18 protein-coding genes and 3 pseudogenes are annotated in these 18,953 nt (G+C 72.6%); 5 read left to right on the top strand and 16 right to left on the bottom strand.

The window, feature by feature from the left end:
- Positions 1 to 10 precede the first annotated feature (10 nt).
- A complete protein-coding gene (locus ACGF8A_RS23150; protein WP_393111085.1) occupies positions 11 to 550 on the top strand; it encodes a DUF6328 family protein in 540 nt (179 codons plus the stop codon).
- A 4-nt stretch (positions 551 to 554) separates the two neighbouring features.
- Here the strand turns inward: ACGF8A_RS23150 and ACGF8A_RS23145 are convergent, their stop codons facing one another.
- The 12 genes and pseudogenes from ACGF8A_RS23145 to ACGF8A_RS23090 all read right to left on the bottom strand — a co-directional run bounded on the left by ACGF8A_RS23145 (position 555) and on the right by ACGF8A_RS23090 (position 11,620).
- The gene (locus ACGF8A_RS23145; protein WP_393111083.1) at positions 555 to 1,220 is read right to left on the bottom strand and encodes a DUF2238 domain-containing protein; all 666 of its coding nucleotides are present in this window, start codon (positions 1,218 to 1,220) and stop codon (positions 555 to 557) included.
- Between the two features lie 146 nt (positions 1,221 to 1,366).
- Entirely contained in the window at positions 1,367 to 1,792 is a 426-nt protein-coding gene (locus ACGF8A_RS23140; RefSeq protein WP_393111081.1) for an SsgA family sporulation/cell division regulator, read from the bottom strand.
- Between the two features lie 154 nt (positions 1,793 to 1,946).
- Complete coding sequence (locus ACGF8A_RS23135) at positions 1,947 to 2,918, bottom strand: LLM class F420-dependent oxidoreductase (protein ID WP_393111079.1); 972 nt, start codon at positions 2,916 to 2,918, stop codon at positions 1,947 to 1,949.
- Positions 2,919 to 2,987: 69 nt separating this feature from the next.
- Positions 2,988 to 4,604: a serine/threonine-protein kinase gene (locus tag ACGF8A_RS23130; protein ID WP_393111077.1), complete on the bottom strand. Its 1,617-nt coding sequence runs from the start codon at positions 4,602 to 4,604 to the stop codon at positions 2,988 to 2,990.
- Positions 4,605 to 4,781: 177 nt separating this feature from the next.
- Positions 4,782 to 5,069: pseudogene (locus tag ACGF8A_RS23125) on the bottom strand (polyprenyl synthetase family protein); the annotation flags it as partial.
- Positions 5,066 to 6,118, bottom strand: a complete 1,053-nt coding sequence (locus ACGF8A_RS23120; RefSeq protein ID WP_393111075.1) for a tetratricopeptide repeat protein — start codon at positions 6,116 to 6,118, stop codon at positions 5,066 to 5,068. The pseudogene ACGF8A_RS23125 and the gene ACGF8A_RS23120, both read right to left, overlap by 4 nt.
- Positions 6,119 to 6,290: 172 nt before the next feature.
- Positions 6,291 to 6,968: an AIM24 family protein gene (locus ACGF8A_RS23115; RefSeq protein ID WP_393111073.1), complete on the bottom strand. Its 678-nt coding sequence runs from the start codon at positions 6,966 to 6,968 to the stop codon at positions 6,291 to 6,293.
- 93 nt (positions 6,969 to 7,061) lie between these two features.
- Positions 7,062 to 7,408, bottom strand: a pseudogene (locus ACGF8A_RS23110) (CAP domain-containing protein); the annotation flags it as partial.
- Between the two features lie 231 nt (positions 7,409 to 7,639).
- Positions 7,640 to 7,996: a UBP-type zinc finger domain-containing protein gene (locus ACGF8A_RS23105; RefSeq protein ID WP_393111071.1), complete on the bottom strand. Its 357-nt coding sequence runs from the start codon at positions 7,994 to 7,996 to the stop codon at positions 7,640 to 7,642.
- The gene (locus ACGF8A_RS23100) at positions 7,993 to 9,453 is read right to left on the bottom strand and encodes an ATP-binding protein (protein WP_393111069.1); all 1,461 of its coding nucleotides are present in this window, start codon (positions 9,451 to 9,453) and stop codon (positions 7,993 to 7,995) included. The genes ACGF8A_RS23105 and ACGF8A_RS23100 overlap by 4 nt, the downstream gene beginning before the upstream one ends.
- Positions 9,450 to 11,126 carry an FAD-dependent oxidoreductase gene (locus tag ACGF8A_RS23095; RefSeq protein ID WP_393111067.1) on the bottom strand — a complete coding sequence of 559 codons (1,677 nt, stop codon included), beginning with the start codon at positions 11,124 to 11,126 and terminating at the stop codon, positions 9,450 to 9,452. Before ACGF8A_RS23095 ends, ACGF8A_RS23100 begins: the two co-directional genes overlap by 4 nt.
- Before the next feature lie 140 nt (positions 11,127 to 11,266).
- Positions 11,267 to 11,620: a VOC family protein gene (locus ACGF8A_RS23090; RefSeq protein ID WP_393111065.1), complete on the bottom strand. Its 354-nt coding sequence runs from the start codon at positions 11,618 to 11,620 to the stop codon at positions 11,267 to 11,269.
- Positions 11,621 to 11,682: 62 nt separating this feature from the next.
- On the opposite strand from ACGF8A_RS23090, the gene ACGF8A_RS23085 reads away from it, so the two are divergent.
- Positions 11,683 to 12,552, top strand: coding sequence for a universal stress protein (locus ACGF8A_RS23085; RefSeq protein ID WP_393111063.1), 870 nt, complete (start codon positions 11,683 to 11,685; stop codon positions 12,550 to 12,552).
- Position 12,553: 1 nt separating this feature from the next.
- Here the strand turns inward: ACGF8A_RS23085 and ACGF8A_RS23080 are convergent, their stop codons facing one another.
- From ACGF8A_RS23080 to ACGF8A_RS23070, 3 genes are all read right to left on the bottom strand, one after another.
- The gene (locus ACGF8A_RS23080) at positions 12,554 to 13,771 is read right to left on the bottom strand and encodes a DUF4032 domain-containing protein (protein WP_393111061.1); all 1,218 of its coding nucleotides are present in this window, start codon (positions 13,769 to 13,771) and stop codon (positions 12,554 to 12,556) included.
- Between the two features lie 9 nt (positions 13,772 to 13,780).
- Positions 13,781 to 14,527 carry an MBL fold metallo-hydrolase gene (locus tag ACGF8A_RS23075; protein WP_393111059.1) on the bottom strand — a complete coding sequence of 249 codons (747 nt, stop codon included), beginning with the start codon at positions 14,525 to 14,527 and terminating at the stop codon, positions 13,781 to 13,783.
- Positions 14,528 to 14,627: 100 nt separating this feature from the next.
- Complete coding sequence (locus ACGF8A_RS23070) at positions 14,628 to 15,257, bottom strand: alpha-ketoglutarate-dependent dioxygenase AlkB (protein WP_393111057.1); 630 nt, start codon at positions 15,255 to 15,257, stop codon at positions 14,628 to 14,630.
- A 135-nt stretch (positions 15,258 to 15,392) separates the two neighbouring features.
- On the opposite strand from ACGF8A_RS23070, the gene ACGF8A_RS23065 reads away from it, so the two are divergent.
- Both ACGF8A_RS23065 and ACGF8A_RS23060 read left to right on the top strand, forming a co-directional pair.
- Positions 15,393 to 16,016, top strand: a complete 624-nt coding sequence (locus tag ACGF8A_RS23065) for a TetR/AcrR family transcriptional regulator (protein WP_393111055.1) — start codon at positions 15,393 to 15,395, stop codon at positions 16,014 to 16,016.
- A 20-nt stretch (positions 16,017 to 16,036) separates the two neighbouring features.
- The gene (locus tag ACGF8A_RS23060; protein ID WP_393111053.1) at positions 16,037 to 17,710 is read left to right on the top strand and encodes an FAD-binding dehydrogenase; all 1,674 of its coding nucleotides are present in this window, start codon (positions 16,037 to 16,039) and stop codon (positions 17,708 to 17,710) included.
- Between the two features lie 21 nt (positions 17,711 to 17,731).
- On the opposite strand, the gene ACGF8A_RS23055 is transcribed toward ACGF8A_RS23060, so the two are convergent.
- On the bottom strand, positions 17,732 to 18,082 hold the full coding sequence (locus ACGF8A_RS23055; protein WP_393111051.1) for a DUF488 domain-containing protein: 351 nt from the start codon (positions 18,080 to 18,082) through the stop codon (positions 17,732 to 17,734).
- Between the two features lie 108 nt (positions 18,083 to 18,190).
- On the opposite strand from ACGF8A_RS23055, the pseudogene ACGF8A_RS23050 reads away from it, so the two are divergent.
- A pseudogene (locus tag ACGF8A_RS23050) lies at positions 18,191 to 18,941 on the top strand (hypothetical protein).
- Positions 18,942 to 18,953: the final 12 nt, after the last annotated feature.

Raw genomic sequence — 18,953 nt, 5'->3', positions numbered from 1 at the left:
CGGTGGGGAAATGATTTTCGGAATTTCTCGACCGGGAGGAACCGTGACGACCGCGGAAGGCAGCGTGCACCGTCCCAGAGGACGCGACGAGACCGAGGAGGAGCGGGCCGACCGCATGTGGGTCGACCTCATCCAGGAGGTCCGTGTCGCGCAGATGGGCGTGCAGATCCTGTTCGGCTTCCTGCTGACCGTCGTCTTCACCCCGACCTTCGCGGACCTGTCCGACATGGACCGCAGGATCTACATCGTGACCGTGGTGGTCGGCGCCGCGGCGACCGGTGCGCTGATAGGCCCGGTGTCGCTGCATCGCCTGGTGTCCGGCCGCCGGATGAAGCCGCAGGCGGTGACCTTGGCCTCCCGGCTGACCTTCATCGGCCTGATCCTGCTGCTCGTCACCATGATCTGCACGCTGCTGCTGATACTGCGCGTGGCGACCCACGACCCCTACGTCCCGTGGATCGTGGCCGGAGTGGTGGTCTGGTACGTGCTGTGCTGGTTCGCACTGCCGCTGTGGACCCGGCACCGCCACACGAGCAACACCGGTCACTGACACGTCATCGGCGGGTCAGCGCGCCCAGCTGCCGGTCGTGGAACCGGCTGAGCAGGAGCAGCGAGGCGGTGGCGCCGGCCAGGGCGCAGAACATGTCCCACTGCGTGTCCCACACATCGCCCTGTGTGGCCAGGAACGCGTCCGCCGCCTCGCCGCCGATCACGGCCGCCGCCCACTCCAGCATCTCGAAGACCGCGCTGAAGGCGAGGCACGCGCACACGGTCAGCGGCGCCAGCCAGCGGCTGCCGCGCAGCGGTGAGGTGCGCAGGAGCAACTCCCGTACCAGGACGGCCGGTACGAAGCCCTGCATGAGGTGCCCGAACCGGTCGTAGGGATTGCGGTCCAGGCCGAAGGTGTCACGCGCCCAGTCGCCGAGGGGGACCCGTGCGTAGGTGTAGTGGCCGCCCAGCACCAGGACCAGCGCGTGCGCGGCCAGCAGGCAGCACAGCAGGCCGGTCATCGGGAACCGCCGCCAGGTCAGGAAGAGCACCGGCAGTCCGACGATCACCCACACCGTCTCCAGGAACCAGGTCGCCCGGTCGTACGGCTCCCAGGCGGACACCGCCAGGGCCGCGACCACCAGCCCGGCGAGCAGCAGGGGCAGGCGCCGGCCGGAGCGGGCGGCGGACAGCGGGGAGATCCGGCGTGGTTCGGGACCGACAGCGGACATGGGCGCTCTCCTCTTCGTGGGAGCCCCATCGTGTCGGCGGCGTGCGACGCGGGCATGAGTACGGCTACTCAACTCCCGCCGCGCGCAACGGGTATCCGTACGCTCGCGCCGGCTCCCGCCGCACGGCCCGGCATCGGCACGGCCGCTCAGCCGTCGGCGATGACCTCGGCCAGGAAGTCGTCCACCTCGATCTGCTCCTGCCCGGGTGCGACGATCTCGTAGGTCTGGCGCAGGAACGACTCGACCGCCGCGGCCCAGGCGAACACCACCGCGTGATGGCGTTCGCCGTCCGAACGGACGTCTCCGAGGAACTCCAGGCGCAATTCCTCCCACACCCCCGTCGACACCGGGCGGAACCGCACGTCGCCGACGCCGACGGGCCGACGCAGCCCGTCGAGGAGCATCTCGCGGTCCAGCCGCCACCGGGCGAGCACATGTCCGTCGTGGCTGAACACCGCCGTGACGGCGAAAGGGTCGTCGGCGTCGTAGCTCAGGTGGGCGAGCACGGGGAAGCGGTCCGTGGCGCCCGCCTGGAGCTGCATGACCAGGCTCTTGTGCACATTGGGGTTCACCAGAGGGCCTCCGGGGAGAACGGTCGTAGAGACCTCTAGTACCCCCGTCGTGCACGTGATGCTCAGTCCTGAGGGTGATTCTCCGGTCCACCCCCGCACTACGGGGAGTTCCTCACGGGGAGTTCCTCCGGGGGCCGGACCGTGAAGGGCCCGTTCAGCCGAGGGCGTCGCGCAGCGCCGGCAGCAGGGTCTTCGCCGACCAGTCCAGGTACTCCGGCTGCGAATCGCCGCCGATCTGCACCAGCGCGATCTCCGTGAACCCGGCCTCGGCGTACGGGCGCACCGCCGCCACGAAGTCCTCCGGCTCGGCGCCGCACGGGATCGACGCGGCGACGTCGTCCGGGGTGACGAATTGGGTGGCCGACTCGAAGGAGTCCGGGTGCGGCAGCTCGGAGTTGACCTTCCAGCCGCTGCCGAACCAGCGGAACTGCGCGTGCGCCCGCTTCAGCGCCGCGTCCCGGTCGGTGTCGTAGCAGATCGGGAGCTGGCCCACTCGTGGCTTGCCGGCACCGCCGTGCCGGTCGAAGGCCTCCAGCAGGCCGGGCTGCGGTTCGGTGGCGATGACCAGGTCGGCGAGCCGCCCCGCCAGCGCGCAGGACTGCTCCCCGGAGACGGCGATGCCGATCTGCGGCGGCTGCTCGGGCAGGTCCCACAGCCGGGCCGACTCCACGTCGAAGTGCGTGCCGTGGTGGTTCACATGGCCGCCCCCGAACAGCGCCCGGATGATCTCGACCGCCTCCTGCAGCATCTCGTGCCGGACGTCGGCGGACGGCCATCCGCCGCCCACCACATGCTCGTTGAGGTTCTCGCCGGACCCGAGCCCCAGCCGGAAGCGGCCTTGGGACAGCAGCTGCACGGTCGCCGCCTTCTGCGCCACCACCGCCGGGTGGTAGCGGAAGGTCGGGCAGGTCACGTAGGTCATCAGCGGGATCCGGTCCGTCGCCTGCGCGGCCGCGCCCAGCACACTCCACGCGTACGGTGAGTGACCCTGCGAGCGCAGCCACGGAAAGTAGTGGTCCGAGGTCACGGAGAAGTCGAAGCCCGCTGCCTCGGCCCGCACCACGTGGTCCACGAGATCACGGGGACCGGCCTGTTCGGTCATCATCGTGTATCCGATTTGCACCATGGGGGGCGTGTTTCCGCGCGGGGCGGGTGGAAACGGCACAGTGCCGTACGGACCAGGGGGCGGCGGCAGTCAGGCCCCGGCCGGCCGGAAGGTGCGGAAGAAGGCGTCCAGGGCCTGCCGGTTGCCCGCGTCGTCCCAGTCCCCGGCCGGGGTGGTCCAGCGCAGTGAGTAGCCGCTGCCCCCGCCGATGAGGAACCCGCGGCCCAGCGTGCGCACCCGGGTCCCGTCGACGTCGGCGAGCCACTCCATCTCGGCCGCGGCCTGTCCCCGGTACGTGGTCGCGCGGATGTTTCCGAGCCTCCGGTAGTCCTCGGCGGTCTCCTTCAGCCCGGGTTCGACGTCGTCGCGCCAGACGGCGACCGGATCCGGACCCACGCGCGAGCTGTACGTCACCGCGAGCGTACGCGGGTCGCCGGGTGCGCCGATCACCACGCGGTACGCCAGGTCGGACGCCCGCGTGGTGCTCAACGGCTTCCAGCCCTGGGGAAGGGCGACGGAGAAGCCCTCGGGGGAACGGTAGGTGCGAAAGCCCGGCGGCAGGGCCGGGGCCGAGGGCGACGGGGGCGTGGCCGTGGGCGGCTCGGCCGGGGTGCTCGGGGCCGGAGCCGTCGGCGTCGGTGCCGCAGTGGACGGGCGGTCCGGCTCCGGTGTGCCGGCGGAGACCGGCGGGCGGGGCTCGCCGCCCGACGCGGACGTGTCCGAGCCCGGCAGCTCACGTGTCACCGCGAGCACGGCGACCGCGACCGTGACGACGGCCAGCGCCGTCCCGGCGATCAGGGTCCTTCTGCTCCACCCCGGGTCGGTGGCGTGCAGGGCGGTCGTGTAGGCACGGCGCAGCCGGGGGCCCGGCGCGGGGGGCGGCGCCGCGTCGGCGTCCTCCTTGACGACCCGGGTGAGCGCCTGGCGTGCCACGGGCCGGGTGAGGCGCTCCCGGCCGTCCTTGCGCAGCAGCCCCTGCACGACCTGGGCGAGCGGCCCGGCGCGCAGCGGTGTGCGCAGCGGAAGCCGGTCCACGCTCTTCAGCGTGGCCTCGGGCCGGTCCCGCTCCCGGAACGGCGGGCGTCCCTCGACCATGGTGTACAGGATCGCGCCCAGCGCCCACAGGTCGGCGGCGGGGCCGATCCGCTCGTCGCGGGCCTGCTCCGGTGAGGCGTACGACAGTGCCGTGAGCCGGGGGGCCAGTGTCGCGCCGGCCAGCCCGAAGCCCGCCACGACGACCGGGCCCTCCTCGCGGACGAGGATCTGGCCGGGGCTCAGCTCGCCGTGGGTGATGCCCTCGCCGTGCGCGGCCTCCAGCACGTCGAGCAGCTCCAGCCCGATCCGGGCCGCCCGCACGTAGTTCAACGAGCCGTGTTCGGAGAGAAGTTCCCCGAGCGGCGTGCCGCCCAGCCACTCCGTGACCGTCCACAGCACGCCCTCCTGCGCGACCGCTTCGACGACGGTGGCGACCTGGCCGGGGCGCAGCCGGGCCATCGTCTCCGAGGTGCGCATGATGCGGCCGACGGTCCGGCGCGCGGAGTCCCCGTCGGGCTCGCCCGGGAGCCCGACCTGGGTCAGCAGGCACGGGCGCCCGGCCTCGACGTCCTCCCCGTACCAGCAGACGCGGTTCGATTCGCGATGGACGGTCTCCAGGAGCCGGTACCTCCCGGCGACCAACTGGTGTGCGGAGACGTACGCCTTGCTCATGGTCATCCCTCTGAACGCCTGGCTCTCACCTTTCCCAGAGGTACGCGGGGCGCCACGGAGTGTGTTCAACGCCCGGGGCGCCGATTCGGGCAGGACGGCATCTTTGACGATTCGTCAGTGCGCCGTGCCGCATCCGCCTCGCTCGGCACGGAGCCCCGGCATCCCCCGGAGTCCGGCGTGCACCAGCTCCACCGCGACGGCCGCCGGCACGCCGCTCTCCCCGGGCGCCCCGGCCGCCTCCGCGCCCAGCACCGCCAGCGCCTGCCGGTCCCCTTTGCCGCCCGGCGCGACGGCCGGTGCACCGCCGATCTCGCACCAGCCGAAGGAGTACGCCGCCATCTCCCCCGTCCAGGGGTGCATCCGCCCGACCGCCTCCCGCAGTGCGGGCCGCACCAGCTCCCGGCAACGGCGCAGGACCTCGGGCGCGGACGCCGGGGCGCGGACGGCGGAGTCGAGCGCCGTCACCGTGCGACCTCCAGGGCCCGCTCCGTGTCGAGGCCGAACTCCCGCTGCGCCCGCGCCACCATCTCCCGCGCGTGCCGCAGCCCGATGCGGTCCAACTCGGCGGCCAGGGAAGCCAGTTCCCGGGCGGTCTCTTCGCGGTCGCGGCCCAGCTGGGCGAGTGACTTGGCCAGACCGAGCCGGGCGAGCGCCTCGCCGCGCGGTTCGCTCATGCCGCGGAACTCCGCCAGCGCCTGCTCGTAGAGGTCGCGGGCCTCGGTGTACCGTCCGGCGCGGTAGAGGACGTTGCCGCGCATCTTGTGGTTGTAGGCCAGCGCGCTCGTCAGATTCATCGCCCGGCACGTCGACTCCGCCTCGCCCAGCAGGGCGAGCGCCCGCTCCGTGTCGCCGTCCCGCACGGAGACTACGTCGGCGAGCCCGCGCAGCGCCCAGGCGTGACCGCGCCGGTCGTCGGCGCCCGCGGCGATCCCGGCCGCCTCCTCGAACAGCGCGTGGGCCCGGTCGTAGGACCCGGTGTTGCGATGCATCTGGGCGATGCCCTCCAGCGCCCAGACCGTGTGCCGCGCCTCGCCGCGCCGGCGGGCCTCGGCCAGCAGCTGCTCGTGCAGCCGGCCCACGGACTCGTAGTCGCCCTGGATGCGGCCGGTCTCGGCGAGGCCCGCCAGCGAGTAGCCGCGGACCACGATGTCGCCGCCGCGCTCGCCGAGTTCGGCCGCGAGCCCCAGCAGCCGGCGGGCCAGCGCGAACGCGCCGCACTGCCGGGCCGGCGTGCCGCCGCTCCACATCGCCCACGCCATCGCGGCCGTGTTCCCGGCGTCCCGCGCAACGCGGTAGCTCGCGTTCCACGCCTGGTCCGCCTCGCGGACCTGGCCGAGCCGCCGGTGCGCCTCGGCGACCGCGAGCCCGCAGCGGGCCACCTCGCCGGGTTCCCCGGCCTGTTCGGCGGCCTTCAACTGCTGGAGGCCGGTTGCCAGTACGTCGACCAGCGAGGAGTTCACGGACAGGGTGGTGAGGGCGCCCTGGTACTCGGGAGCGACTGCCTTGCCGTACATGTATGCCCTTCGTGTATACACGATGCGTATACATGGGGTGTATAGCACCCGGAGAAGCCGCCCTGGCCCCGTGGGCCAGGGCGTCACTGTTGTCGATCAAGACGTCGGTGGAGTCCGGGGGGTTGCTCGTGCGGCACAGATCACTTCAGGACCGCCGGGTGGTGTGCTCCGTTCAGTGCTGCTGGGCCTTGTGCGGCGTCGCCTCGCTCGGCCGCACGACGACGTACCCCTCGCCCTGAAGCATCAGCTGGACGGCCTCACCCGAACCGCCGCGCAGCATCGAGCCGATGGACTGCGAGCGGTGCAGGGAGGTCTGGAGTCCGGCGGTCCAGCCGACCACCGCGTCCGTGTCGACGTACACCGGATACTGCGCCGAGACGGGGATGACCAGCGGGCTGCCGTCACACACCAGGCCCAGCCGGCCCTGCCCGCTGAAGACGCTGTTGAACAGCCCGCCGCCGGTGACGCCCGCGCCCTTCACCGTCGCGATCCGGTACGACAACGTGGCGTCGAAACAAAGGACGTTGCGGCCGTTGACCGTGAACTCGTCGCCGGGTTCGACATCGATGACGAAGCAGTTCTGCGCCTCGTGCGCGAACCAGGCCTCGCCCTGGCCCCGCACCGCCATCAGGGGCAGCCCCTCACCGGTGACGGCACGCTTGAGCATGCCGCCCACGCCCTGGCCCTTGCGCTCGAAGGCGAGGTTGCCGCGGTAGGCGATCATCGCTCCCTGACGGGCCAGCATCTCGCCGTTGACGGCGTACCTGACGCACTTGGCGTTCTCGACGGTCATGCCCGGCGCCTGCGCGGGCTGGACCATGTGCTCACTGGAAAAGAGGTCACCCTTCATGCGGGCATCCTGTCCGGTGTATGGCGTTCTGCCAACATCGCCCGGGGAACTGGGGGCGTGGATCCGGGCCCCCGGCCGGCTCGCCGCCGTCGCTCAGCCCCCGAACAGCTGGGTCCAGTACGTCCCCGCCCGGCCGCCCCCGGCGAAGCCGATACCGATGTGGGTGAAGTCAGGCTTGAGGATGTTGGCCCGATGGCCGGGGCTGTTCATCCAGCCGGTCACCACCTCGGCGGGGGAACGCCGGCCGCAGGCGATGTTCTCGCCGACCGAGCGGCGGGTGCAGCCCGCGGCGGCGGCCCGGTCCCAGGGCCGGCTGCCGTCCGGTGCGGTGTGGGAGCAGAAGTCACGGGCCACCATGTCGTCGCTGTGCGCCTGCGCGGCCCTGGTCAGTGCCGGGTCGGGGCGAGGGACGGCAGACCGGCACGGGCGCGTTCGCGCAGGTCAACGCGTTCATCAGGAACAGCGGCACGTTCGACGCCGTCACCGACTTCGACCGCATCCTGCGCAACCCCTACGACCCCGAGCGGCTCATGCCGTTCTTCGACAACGGCGACCATCTGCACCCGAACGACAAGGGGATGCGGGCGCTCGCCGACGCCGTCGACCTCCAGAGCCTGGAGTGCGCTGCCGGACCCCGCGCGGGGGCTCCGAGGTGATCAGGAGGCCCGGCCTCACTGCCGCAGCGTGCGGGTCCAGTCGGCGGGCACCCGCCCGGCAGGACCCGGCGCCGGCTGGTCCGCCGGATGGCTCACCGGTGGCGCCAGCTCGGGCCCGGACTCGTACGCCTCCTTCGTCGCGAAGTTCCAGAACCACTTCTCGCCCGGTTCGAAACTCCGCATCACCGGATGGCCGGTGGCCTTGTAGTGGGCGGTGGCGTGCTGGGCGGGCGAGGAGTCGCAGCAGCCGATGTGCCCGCACTGGGCGCAGCGCCGCAGGTGGAACCACCACCCGCCGACCTCGTCGCACTCCTCGCATCCCGTGCCGCTGGGCGGGACGCCCGGGTCGATGCCGCTGATGTCACTGGTCATGCCGACTCCTCGGGGGCCGTCTCGTCCTCGGTGGCGGTGAGCGGAAGCAGTACCTGGAACCGGGTGTCGCCCGGCACGGACTCCACCTGGAGAGTGCCGTGGTGCTTGTTGACCACGATCCGCCAGGAGATGTCCAGGCCGAGTCCGGTGCCCTCGCCCACCGGCTTGGTGGTGAAGAAGGGGTCGAAGATCCGGTCCCGGATCTCCGGCGGCACTCCGGGACCGGTGTCGCGGAACTCCACCAGCAGGCGGTCGTGGTCGCGTGCCGTGCGCACCGTCAACGCGCCTTCGCCGCCCTCGCTGTTGATCGCGGCGACCGCGTTGTCGATCAGGTTGGTCCACACCTGGTTGAGCTCCGCCGGGTAGGCGGGGACGTCCGGCAGCGTTCGGTCGTAGTCCTTGACGACCTTGATCCGCGGGCCGATCTTGCCGGACAGCATCAGCAGGGTGCTGTCGAGGAGTTCGTGCACGTCGGCCATCCGGTAGGGGGCCCGGTCGAGCTGTGAGTACTGCTTCGCCGCGTCCACCAGCTGCGTGACCCGGGCCGTGGAGTCCTGGATCTCGTCCATCAGCAGCTCGGTCTCGACCGTGTAGTTCAGCCATCCGATCGCGCCCGGCAGTATCTCCTCGTCCACGGCGGCCGCGACCTGGTCCAGCCAGTCCGGATCGAGTCCGGCCTGCACGAAGGTGGGCGCGAGCCGCCAGCCGTCGGGGATGCCGTGCTCGTCCAGCCAGTCGCTCACGGCGTCCTCCCGGTCCGCCGCCTCCAGCGGACTCAGCGTGGGCGCCTTCGCGACGCGTTCGGCAGTGCGGTCCTGGATCTCGATCAGGTTCGCGAGTGCCTCACGGGGATACGGCCCGGCGGAGATGACGCCGAGCTTGTGCCGCATCTTCGCCACCCGCTCACGCAGCGACGCCGTCGCCCGCACGGCCGCCGCCGCGGGGTTGTTCAGCTCGTGCGTGAGCCCGGCCGACAACGAGCCGAGCGCCAGCAGCCGTTCACGCTGCCCGATGGCCCGCTGGGTGCTCTTGGAACCGAAGAAGAGCCCCTCCAGCAGATGCACCGCCATCGGGAACCACTCCTGCATGATGCTCGCGAACGTGCCGGCGGGCAGCACGAAGAAGCGGGTCGGGCCGGTCACCCGCATCGAGTTGTTGTAGACCTGCCGGACACGGTCGCCGAGGTAGGCCTGCATGGCCCCCGCGTACACGCCCCGCTGCGAGGTCCGGGTGACCTCCACGTCGTCCCCGCCGACCCGCCGGTACAGCACGACCGTGCCGTCGAGCATCACGTAGAAGCAGGTGGCCGGCTCGCCCTCGGTGTACACCGGCCCGGCCTCGAAGCGTTCCACCCGGCCCGCCTCGCACAGCCGTCCGAGCTGCTCGGGGGTGAGCTTCTCGAACAGGAACAGGGAGCCGATCTCCTTCGGGTCGCACGGCATCGTCCGTCCGCTCATGACTGCTCCAGATACCGGTGGACGAGCATGACGGCCATGGCCCCCTCGCCGACGGCGGACGCGACCCGCTTGGCCGACTCGGAGCGGGCGTCGCCCGCCACGAACACGCCCGGCACATTGGTCTCCAGGTGGTACGGCGGCCGGTCCAGCTCCCAGTCCGCCGGTGGCCGCCCGTCGGGCGTGAGGTCGGGCCCGGCCAGGATGAACCCGCGTTCGTCCCGCAGCACCGTGGTGTCCAGCCAGTCGGTCAGCGGCGCCGCGCCGATGAACACGAACAGCCACTGCGCGTCCACGAGCTCGGTGTGCCCCGTCGCCAGGTCGCGCAGCGTCAGCTGCTCCAGGTGCTCGGAGCCGTGCGCCGACTCGACCACCGTGCCGCAGCGCACCGAGATGTTCGGCGCCCGCTCGATCTGCTGGATCAGGTAGTACGACATCGACACCGCCAGCGACTCGCCGCGCACCAGCAGTGTCACCGACTTGGCGCCCCGGGCCAGGTACATCGCCGCCTGTCCGGCGGAGTTGGCACCGCCGACGATGTACACGTCGTGGCCCTGGCACGACGACGCCTCGGTGAGCGACGAGCCGTAGTACACCCCGCAGCCGTTCAGCTCGTCGCACCCCTCGGCGGTCAGCCGCCGGTACTGCACACCGGTCGCCAGGATCACGCTGTGCGCGGCGATCCGGGAACCGTCCGAGAACCGCACGACCCGCGCGGCCCCGTTGACCTCCAGTCCCGTCACCTCACGCGCGGTGAGGATCTCCGCGCCGAACCTCGACGCCTGCCGGCGTGCCCGGTCGGTGAGCTGGGCGCCGGACACGCCGTCCGGGAAGCCCAGGTAGTTCTCGATGCGCGAGCTCTGCCCGGCCTGCCCGCCCGTCGCCGACCGCTCCACGAGGACCGTCCGCAGCCCCTCCGACGCCCCGTACACCGCGGCGCCGAGCCCGGCCGGGCCGCCGCCGATGACGACCAGGTCGTAGAAGTCGGCGGTCGGTTGTGTCTCCAGGCCGACGTGGGCGGCGAGTTCGGCCGCGTCCGGCTCGACGAGGGGCGTGCCGTCGGGGGTGATCACCAGCGGCAGCCGCTGCCCGTCCGCGCCCGCTGCGTCCAGCAGCCGCCGGCCCTCGGGCTCGTCGGCCGAGTACCAGCGGTAGGGCACCTGGTTGCGGGCCAGGAACTCGCGGATGTCCGTGGAGCGCGCCGACCAGCGGTGCCCGACGACCTTGGTGCTGGGCACGGGACGGTGGTCGCTGCGCCGCCAGGCGTCCAGCAGGTCGTCGAGGACCGGGTAGAGCTTCTCCTCGGGCGGGTCCCACGGCTTGAGCAGGTAGTGGTCGAGGTCGACGACGTTGATCGCGTCGATGGCCGCGTTGGTGTCCGCGTACGCGGTCAGCAGCACCCGGCGCGCGCCCGGGTAGACGTCCAGGGCCAGTTCCAGGAACTCGATGCCGTTCATCTGCGGCATGCGGTAGTCGGCCAGGATGACCGCCACGAGGTCGCCGCGCAGTTTCAGCTCACGCAGCGCCTCCAGCGCGGACCCGCCGGACTCCGCGCGGACGATCCGGTACGACTGGCCGTAGCGTCGCCGTAGGTCCCGCGCGACGGCGCGGGAGACCCCCGGATCGTCGTCGACGGTCATGATGACGGTCCGCGCGGCGTCGGCGGCCTGTGCCATGCGTCTCCCACCCCGAGAGGTCGGTGTCGGGGCACGGCGCCCCCGTGGTCGTCGCACCCGGCTTCGGCCATCGTATGTTCGATCCCGCCGGTTCGCTCAGGCTCGGCGCCGCCCCCCGCGCCCGCGCGCAGGGGGCCCGCTCAGTGGTGGCGCGAGCGCAGGACGCAGAACTCGTTGCCCTCCGGGTCGGCGAGCACCACCCAGGCGCGCTCGCCCTGGCCGACGTCCGCGGACCGGGCCCCGAGCGCGAGCAGGCGGGTGACCTCGGCCTCCTGGTCGTCGGGGCGGAGGTCGAGGTGGAGGCGGTTCTTGACGGACCTGGCCTCCGGCACCGGCACGAACAGCAGTCCCGGAGCACGGTCCGCGGCGGGCCGGATCTCGTACTCCTCGGCCGACTCGTTGATCACCACCCAGCCGAGCGCCTCCGCCCACCAGTTCCCGAGGGCCACCGGATCGGCGGCGTCCACCACTACCTGCTCCCATGCGAGGCTCATGACGGAAGCGTAGGGAAGACTGAGCGCTGACGATGTGCACGCGACACGAGGAGGCAGCCGGGATGACGCGCCCGATCACCGCAGGGGTCGACGGATCGGAGGAGAGCCTCGCCGCACTGGCCTGGGCGGGCCGCGAGGCCGTCCGGCGCGGACGGGCGCTCCGAGTGGTGCACGCCTGGCGGTACGAGCCGCACGAGGCCGTCCAGGGCGACCACGAGACGCAGGCGCGGTGGGTGCGCGACGCGGTGGAGGCGGGCGTGCGGACCGTCGGCGGGCGGTACGCGGGCCTGGCGGTGACCACCGACATCGTCGAGGGCGATGCCGTCGACGCCCTCGCCGCCGCGGCGGACCAGTCGGAGATGCTGGTGCTCGGATCGCGGGGGCACGGCCGGGTCGTGGGCTTCCTGCTCGGCTCGGTGGGGCAGGAGGTGATAGCCGTGACGTCCCGCCCGGTCGTCCTGGTGCGGTCCGGCGACCGTGCCACGGGCGAGGTGGACGGCCGCGAGATCGTCGTAGGACAGGAGGGCGACGCGCAGGACGGTGCCGCCGCGCTCGGGTTCGCGTTCGAGACGGCAGCCGCGCGCGGGGCGACGGTGCGGGCCGTGCGGGCCTGGACGCTGCCGCCGGTCTTCGCCTACAGCCCCGGCTCCCTGAAGCTGCTCGACGAGGCCGGCGGGCCGGAGCCGTACGAGCAGAAGGCGCTCGCCGAGGCGTTGCAGCCGTGGCGGGAGCGGTTCCCGGACGTGCCCGTGGTGGAGCACGTGGAGATGGGCAGCGCGGGGCAGGTGCTGCTGTCGGTGGCCGGACGCGCCCAGCTGATGGTCGTCGGCCGCCGGGCGCGCCGTACGGCCGTGGGGGCGCGGATCGGTTCGGTGGCGCACGGCGTCCTGCATCACGCGGAGTGCCCGGTGGCGGTCGTACCGCCCGCGTGAGTCACTCGGACGCCGGTTGTCGAAGCGGCTCGCGGGCGCGTGGCAGGATGTTCTCCACGTAGTCCTCGACGGCCGTGTCGAGGCCGATGTCGTGCTGGGCCCGCTCCGAGAGGTACCAGCGGTGTTCGAGGAGCTGGTGGTAGATCTCGGCCGGGTCCATCGCACCGCGCAGCTCCGGCGGCACGGCGCGCACCGTCGGGCGGAAGACCTCCCGCACCCAGCGGTGGGCGAGCACTTCGGGGCGGGCGTCGTGGTCGTCCTGGGTGGCCATCCAGCTCTCCAGGTCGCTCAGCAGCCGCCGGGCCTGGTTCTCCTCGGTGTCGAGCCCGGTCAGGCGCAGCAGCTGCCGCTGGTGGTGGCCCGCGTCGACGACCTTGGGCACGAAGGTCACCGTGTCGCCGTTGGCGGAGTGCTCGATCTGCATCTCGGCGACGTCGAAACCGAGCTCGTTCAGGCGGCGTATCCGGCGCTCCATGTAGTGGTACTTGCCCGCCGGGTAGACCGAGGTGCGCGTCAGCTCCTGCCACAGGCCGCGGTAGCGGGCGCAGATCTCCGTGCCGAACTCGACGGGGTCCACCGACGGGTGCAGCGCGCCCGACGCCTCCAGGTCGAGCAGCTCGCCGCTGATGTTGACGCGGGCCAGGTCCAGGTCGTAGTCGCGCTGGCCGTCGCTGAGGCGGGGGTGCAGCTCGCCGGTCTCGGCGTCCACCAGGTACGCGGCGTACGCACCGGCGTCCCGGCGGAAGAGGGTGTTGGACAGCGAGCAGTCGCCCCACGCGAAGCCGGCGAGGTGCAGCCGCACCAGGAGCACCGCCAGCGCGTCCATCAGCCGGTGCATGGTGGCCGGGCGCATGGTCGTCTCGAACATCGACCGGTAGGGCATCGAGCCGCCCAGGTGCCGGGTGATCAGCACCGACTCCAGTGGGCCGCCGGCCGCGTCCGTGCGGCCGGTGACCACGGCGAGGGCGTCCACCGCGGGGATGCCGAGCCGGTCCAGGTCGCGCAGCAGCTCGTACTCGCGCAGGGCGGGCCGGCGCGCCAGCTCCTTGACGGCGACGACCTCGCTGCCCGCGCGGGCGTAGCGCACGACGTGGCGGGAGATGCCCCGCGGCAGCGGCACGAGGTGCTCCTGCGGCCACTCCTCCAGCGGCAGATGCCACGGCAGCTCCAGCAGGAGGGCGGGGTGTTCGGGGTTGGTGGCATTGATCTGCAAGGCCATGGCGTGAGCCTAGAGTGCCCCTTCCCGCGCCCGGCGGGCGGCGTCCTGCACGGAACCCCGGTGGAGCGGGCCGTGGCCGGGCAGCAGGGCGTCGGCCGCGAGACCCTCGATCACCGTCAGTGAGGCCAGCGCCTGGGCGCGCTCACGGTGGAACATGTCGGGAAGGAGCTGCGGGCCCGCGATCCGCGAGGTGGCGTGGCCGCTGACCAGGGCGTCTCCGGAGATCACGACTCCGGCGTCCGGCAGGTGGAACACGCAGTGCCCGTCGGTGTGGCCGGGCGTGTGCACGGGCACCGGACGTCCCGGCAGATCCAGCGGGCCCACCGCAGGGAACGGCTCGGGCGACGCGACCGGGATGTGGGCGGTGCCGCCGGAGCGCAGCGCGTGCACCGCCCACGGCAGCACACCAGGACGCCAGCCGTTGCGCAGCACCCGGCCCACGGAGACCTGGTGCAGGAACTCACGGCGGGCGTGCGGCACTTCGGCCTCGTGCAGATACACCGGCGTGCCGTAGGTCGCGCTCAGGTACTGCGCGGAGCCGAGGTGGTCGTTGTGCGCGTGGGTGATCAGGACCGCGGCGACCGCCTCCGGCGCGCTCCCCACCGCCGCGAGGGAGTCGAGGAGCTGCTGCCGGTCCCCGAGGTAGCCGGTGTCGACCAGTGTGACGGCGTCGCCGTCCTTGACGATCACCCAGTTGGTGTCGCTGCCGTGCACGAGGTGGATGCCCCCGGCCACTTCCCGTACGTCTGCCCGCATGATCGTCCCGCCTGGTGAGGTCCACGCCCGACACGGACAGCAAAGCAGATCAGGAAGCCGGGACGGCGGGAGGGGCCGGGCGCGTGCCGGGCGGGCACGGTCAGTTCACTCCCCGCGGGCGGAACTGGATGCTGATACGCGGGCCCGTGGCGCGCGTGGACTTCGGTACGCAGTGCTCCCACGTGCGCTGGCAGGAGCCGCCCATCACGATCAGGTCGCCGTGCCCGAGCGGGCGCCGCACGGTTCTGCCGCCGCCGTGCATCGGGCGGAGCAGCAGGTCACGGGGTGCGCCGACGGACAGGATGGCGACCATCGTGTCCTCCCGGGCGCCGCGTCCGATCCGGTCGCCGTGCCAGGCCACGCTGTCGCGGCCGTCCCGGTAGTGGCACAGGCCCGCCGTGGCGAACGGCTCGCCCAGCTCGCGGGCGTAGTGCCCGGACAGCGCGTCCCGTGCCTCGGCCAGCACCGGGTGCGGCAGCGGATCGCCGGTGCCGTAGTACGCCAGCAGCCGGGGCACGTCGACGACGTGGTCGTACATCTTGCGGCGCTCGGCCCGCCACGGCACCTCGGCCGCCAGCTGTTCGAACAATGCGTCCGACCCGCTCAGCCATCCCGGCAGTACGTCGATCCAGGCGCCGGAGCCGAGCGCGGTGCGGCGCAGCCCGTGGAGCGGGCCGAGCCGGACCTCGTCGCTCTGGTCGAAGAGCGAGCCCTGGAGGTTCGTGGTCATGCCCCCAGCGTAACCCTGATTCGAATGTGTGTTCCAAGTGTCGCGGGCATCATGGCCCGGGGAATCCGGGGCGTCACGACCCTGTGGATACATCGCTGTATCGGATACATTCGCGTATCGAACGGAGGGCCGTACATGCAGCGAACAGCCGGGCGCGTCACCAGGCGCCGCGTCCGCACCCGCGCCAACCTCCTGGACGCCGCGTTCGCGGTGTTCGCGGCCAAGGGCTTCGGGCGGGTGTCGATCGAGGAGGTGTGCGAGGCCGCCGGGTACAGCCGGGGCGCCTTCTACTCGAACTTCGCCAGCCTCGACGAGCTGTTCTTCGCCCTCTACCGCCAGCGCGCCGACCTCATCGCCGAGCAGGTCTCCGGCGCGCTCGCCCAGGACGGACCGGACCTCGACGTACCCGCCGCCGTCGACCGGGTCACCGAGGTGCTGCTCCTCGACCTGGACTGGCTGCTGGTCAAGACGGACTTCCTGGTGCACGCCGCGCGCGACGCGGCCGTGGCGCAGACCCTGCTGGAGCACCGGAGCCGGCTGCGCGGCGCGATCGCCGAGCGGCTCGCCCGGGCGGTCCCCGCGCACACCGCACTGCCCGCCGTCCTGGGCGGCGTCGACGCCGCCGCCCACGCGGTGGTCGCCGCGTACGACGGAGTCACCACCCAACTGCTGCTGGACAAGGACGTCGAGCACGCGCGCGCGTGGCTCAAGCAGTTGCTCACCGCGCTGCTGACCGACGGCAGCGGCACCCCCCGATGAGTCAGGAAAGGACGATCGCCATGGACGCCGACGTCATCGTCGTAGGAGCCGGCCTCGCGGGCCTGGTCGCCGCGCACGAACTCACCAGCCGGGGCCGCCGGGTCGCGCTGGTCGACCAGGAGAACGCCGCCAATCTCGGCGGGCAGGCGTTCTGGTCCTTCGGCGGGCTGTTCCTCGTCGACTCGCCCGAGCAGCGGCGCCTCGGCGTGAAGGACTCCTTCGACCTCGCCTGGAGCGACTGGCAGGGCAGCGCCGGATTCGACCGGACCGACGACGAGGACTCCTGGGCGGTGCGCTGGGCGCGGGCCTACGTCGAGTTCGCGGCGGGGGAGAAGCGGTCGTGGCTGGAGAGGCACGGCATCAAGTTCCTGCCCACGGTCGGCTGGGCCGAGCGCGGCGACCTGCGCGCCCACGGGCACGGCAACTCCGTGCCCCGCTTCCACATCGCCTGGGGCACCGGCACGGGAGTGGTGGAACCGTTCGTGCGGTACGCCGTGCAGGCCGCCCGCGACGGGCTGCTGACCTTCCATCACCGGCACCGGGTCGACCGGCTGGTCTTCGGCGACGGCGCCGCCCGCGGCGTACGCGGCACGGTGCTGGCCGACGACGACTCCCCGCGAGGCGTCGCCTCCAACCGGGACCCGGCCGGCGAGTTCGAGCTCACCGCGCAGGCCGTGATCGTCACCACCGGCGGCATCGGCGCCAACCACGACATCGTCCGGCGCCACTGGCCCGAGCGGCTCGGCACCCCGCCCGCCGAGATGGTCACCGGCGTCCCCGCCTACGTCGACGGCCGGATGCTCGACATCAGCGCCGAGGCGGGCGTGCGGCTGGTCAACCGCGACCGTATGTGGCACTACACCGAGGGCCTGCGGAACTGGGACCCCATCTGGCCCGGCCACGGCATCCGCATCCTGCCCGGCCCCTCCTCGATGTGGTTCGACGCCCTCGGCCGCCGGCTGCCCGACCCCTGCCTGCCCGGCTACGACACCCTCGGCACCCTCAAGCACCTGCGCACCACCGGGGACATCGCGGAGCACGACCACTCCTGGTTCATCCTCACCCGGCGGATCATCGAGAAGGAGTTCGCGCTGTCGGGCTCCGAGCAGAACCCCGACATCACCGCCAAGGACCGCAGGGCGTTCCTGCGCGAACGCGTCCTCGGCAAGGGGGCGCCCGGCCCGGTGGCGGCCTTCCTGCGCAACGGCGCCGACTTCGTGACCGCCGCCACCCTCGAACAACTCGTCGAGAAGATGAACGGCCTCACCGGCAAGCCGCTCCTCGACGCCGAGGTGATACGCCGTCAGATCGAGGCCCGCGACGCCCAGCTGTCCAACCCTTACGGCAAGGACGCACAGGTACAGGGCATTCGCAACGCCCGCCGCTACATCGGCGACCGCCTCGGCCGCGTGGCCACCCCGCACCGCATCCTCGACCCGGCCGCGGGCCCGTTGATCGGCGTCAAGCTGCACGTGCTGACCCGCAAGACGCTCGGCGGCATCCAGACCGACCTCGACTCCCGGGCTCTCGGTGCCGACGGGCAGCCGCTCGACGGCCTGTACGCGGCGGGGGAGGTCGCCGGCTTCGGTGGCGGCGGCGTGCACGGCTACAACGCGCTGGAGGGCACCTTCCTCGGCGGCTGCCTGTTCTCGGGACGTGCGGCGGGGCGGGCGGCCGCCCGGCAGACCGGCTGAGACACTCCGGGGCCCGCCTTCTCAGGACTCCAGAAGGCGGGCCAGCACCGCCACGTGACCCTGCTCCAGGTTCTTCGAACCGGTCACCAGCGTGACCGTGCCCTTGGCCGCCAACTTCCTCACCCCCTGCAGGAGTTCCGCCGCCTCGGGCTCGGCGAGCTCCGCCTCGTAACGGCGCGCGAACTCCTCGTACGAGCCCTCGCCCGCGTGGTACCACTGGCGCAGTTCGGTGGACGGCGTCAGTCCCTTGGGCCACTCGTCCACGCCTGCCGCCTCCTTGGTCAGGCCGCGCGGCCACAGCCGGTCCACCAGGACGCGCACGCCGTCCTCGGGCTCGGGTGGTTCTTGGACTCGTCTGACACGGACACTCATGCGGGAAGCCTTTCGAACGGGACGGGTGTGACGGGAGCGTACGCCGGGCGGGTGGACGCAGCCGTGGAACCCCGCGGGATCCCCACCCGTGTCGGTCAAGGTCGGCACATGATCAGACGCACCTGCCGGTTCCTGCTGCCCGCCGCCCTGCTGTTCACCGGGTGCGGCGCCGAGGACGCCGGGCACCCGGACCCGGCACCCGCCCGACCGCCGGTCGCCTCCGAGGCCAAGGCCCCCGGACCCACTCCGGGGCCGTCCCTCGGGACGGCCCCCCTGCCGCTGCCCGGGGCTCGGCCCGCTGACCCGCGCCCAGGTGCCCGCCGACGCACGCCAGGCCGTCGTGGTGACCGGCCTCGGCAGGAACTCCCCGCTGTCCGTCGCCGTCCTGTACGAGCGGACCCTGGCCGGCTGGCAGCAGCGCAGGAGCTGGCCCGCGCACAACGCGCTGCTCGGCTGGACCGACCGGCACCTGCTCGGTGATCTGCGCTCACCCGTCGGCGTCCACACCCTCACCGACGCCGGGGGCCTGCTCCCCGACCCGGGGACGCGGATGCCGTACGACCACTCGGCGGCGTTCACGGCGACCGGTTCCGGTTTCGAGGGCGAGCCGCTGTCCGGCTCCTTCGACCACGTGGTCGCCATCGACTACAACCGCCGGCCCGGCACCTCGCCCCTGGACCGGACCCGGCCGCTCGGCGCCGCGCGTGGCGGGGGCATCTGGTTCCACGTCGACCACGGCGGCCCCACCCAGGCCTGCGTCACCCTGCGGCGGGCCCACATGAAGGAACTGCTGCGCTCGCTGGACCCCGACCGGCACCCCGTGGTGGTGATGGGTGACGCCGCCTCACTGGCCCGCTGAACCCCGGAAGAC

Source organism: Streptomyces sp. NPDC047706, assembly GCF_043204795.1.
GTDB lineage: Bacteria > Actinomycetota > Actinomycetes > Streptomycetales > Streptomycetaceae > Streptomyces.
This window is presented reverse-complemented; position numbering and strand designations above follow the sequence as displayed.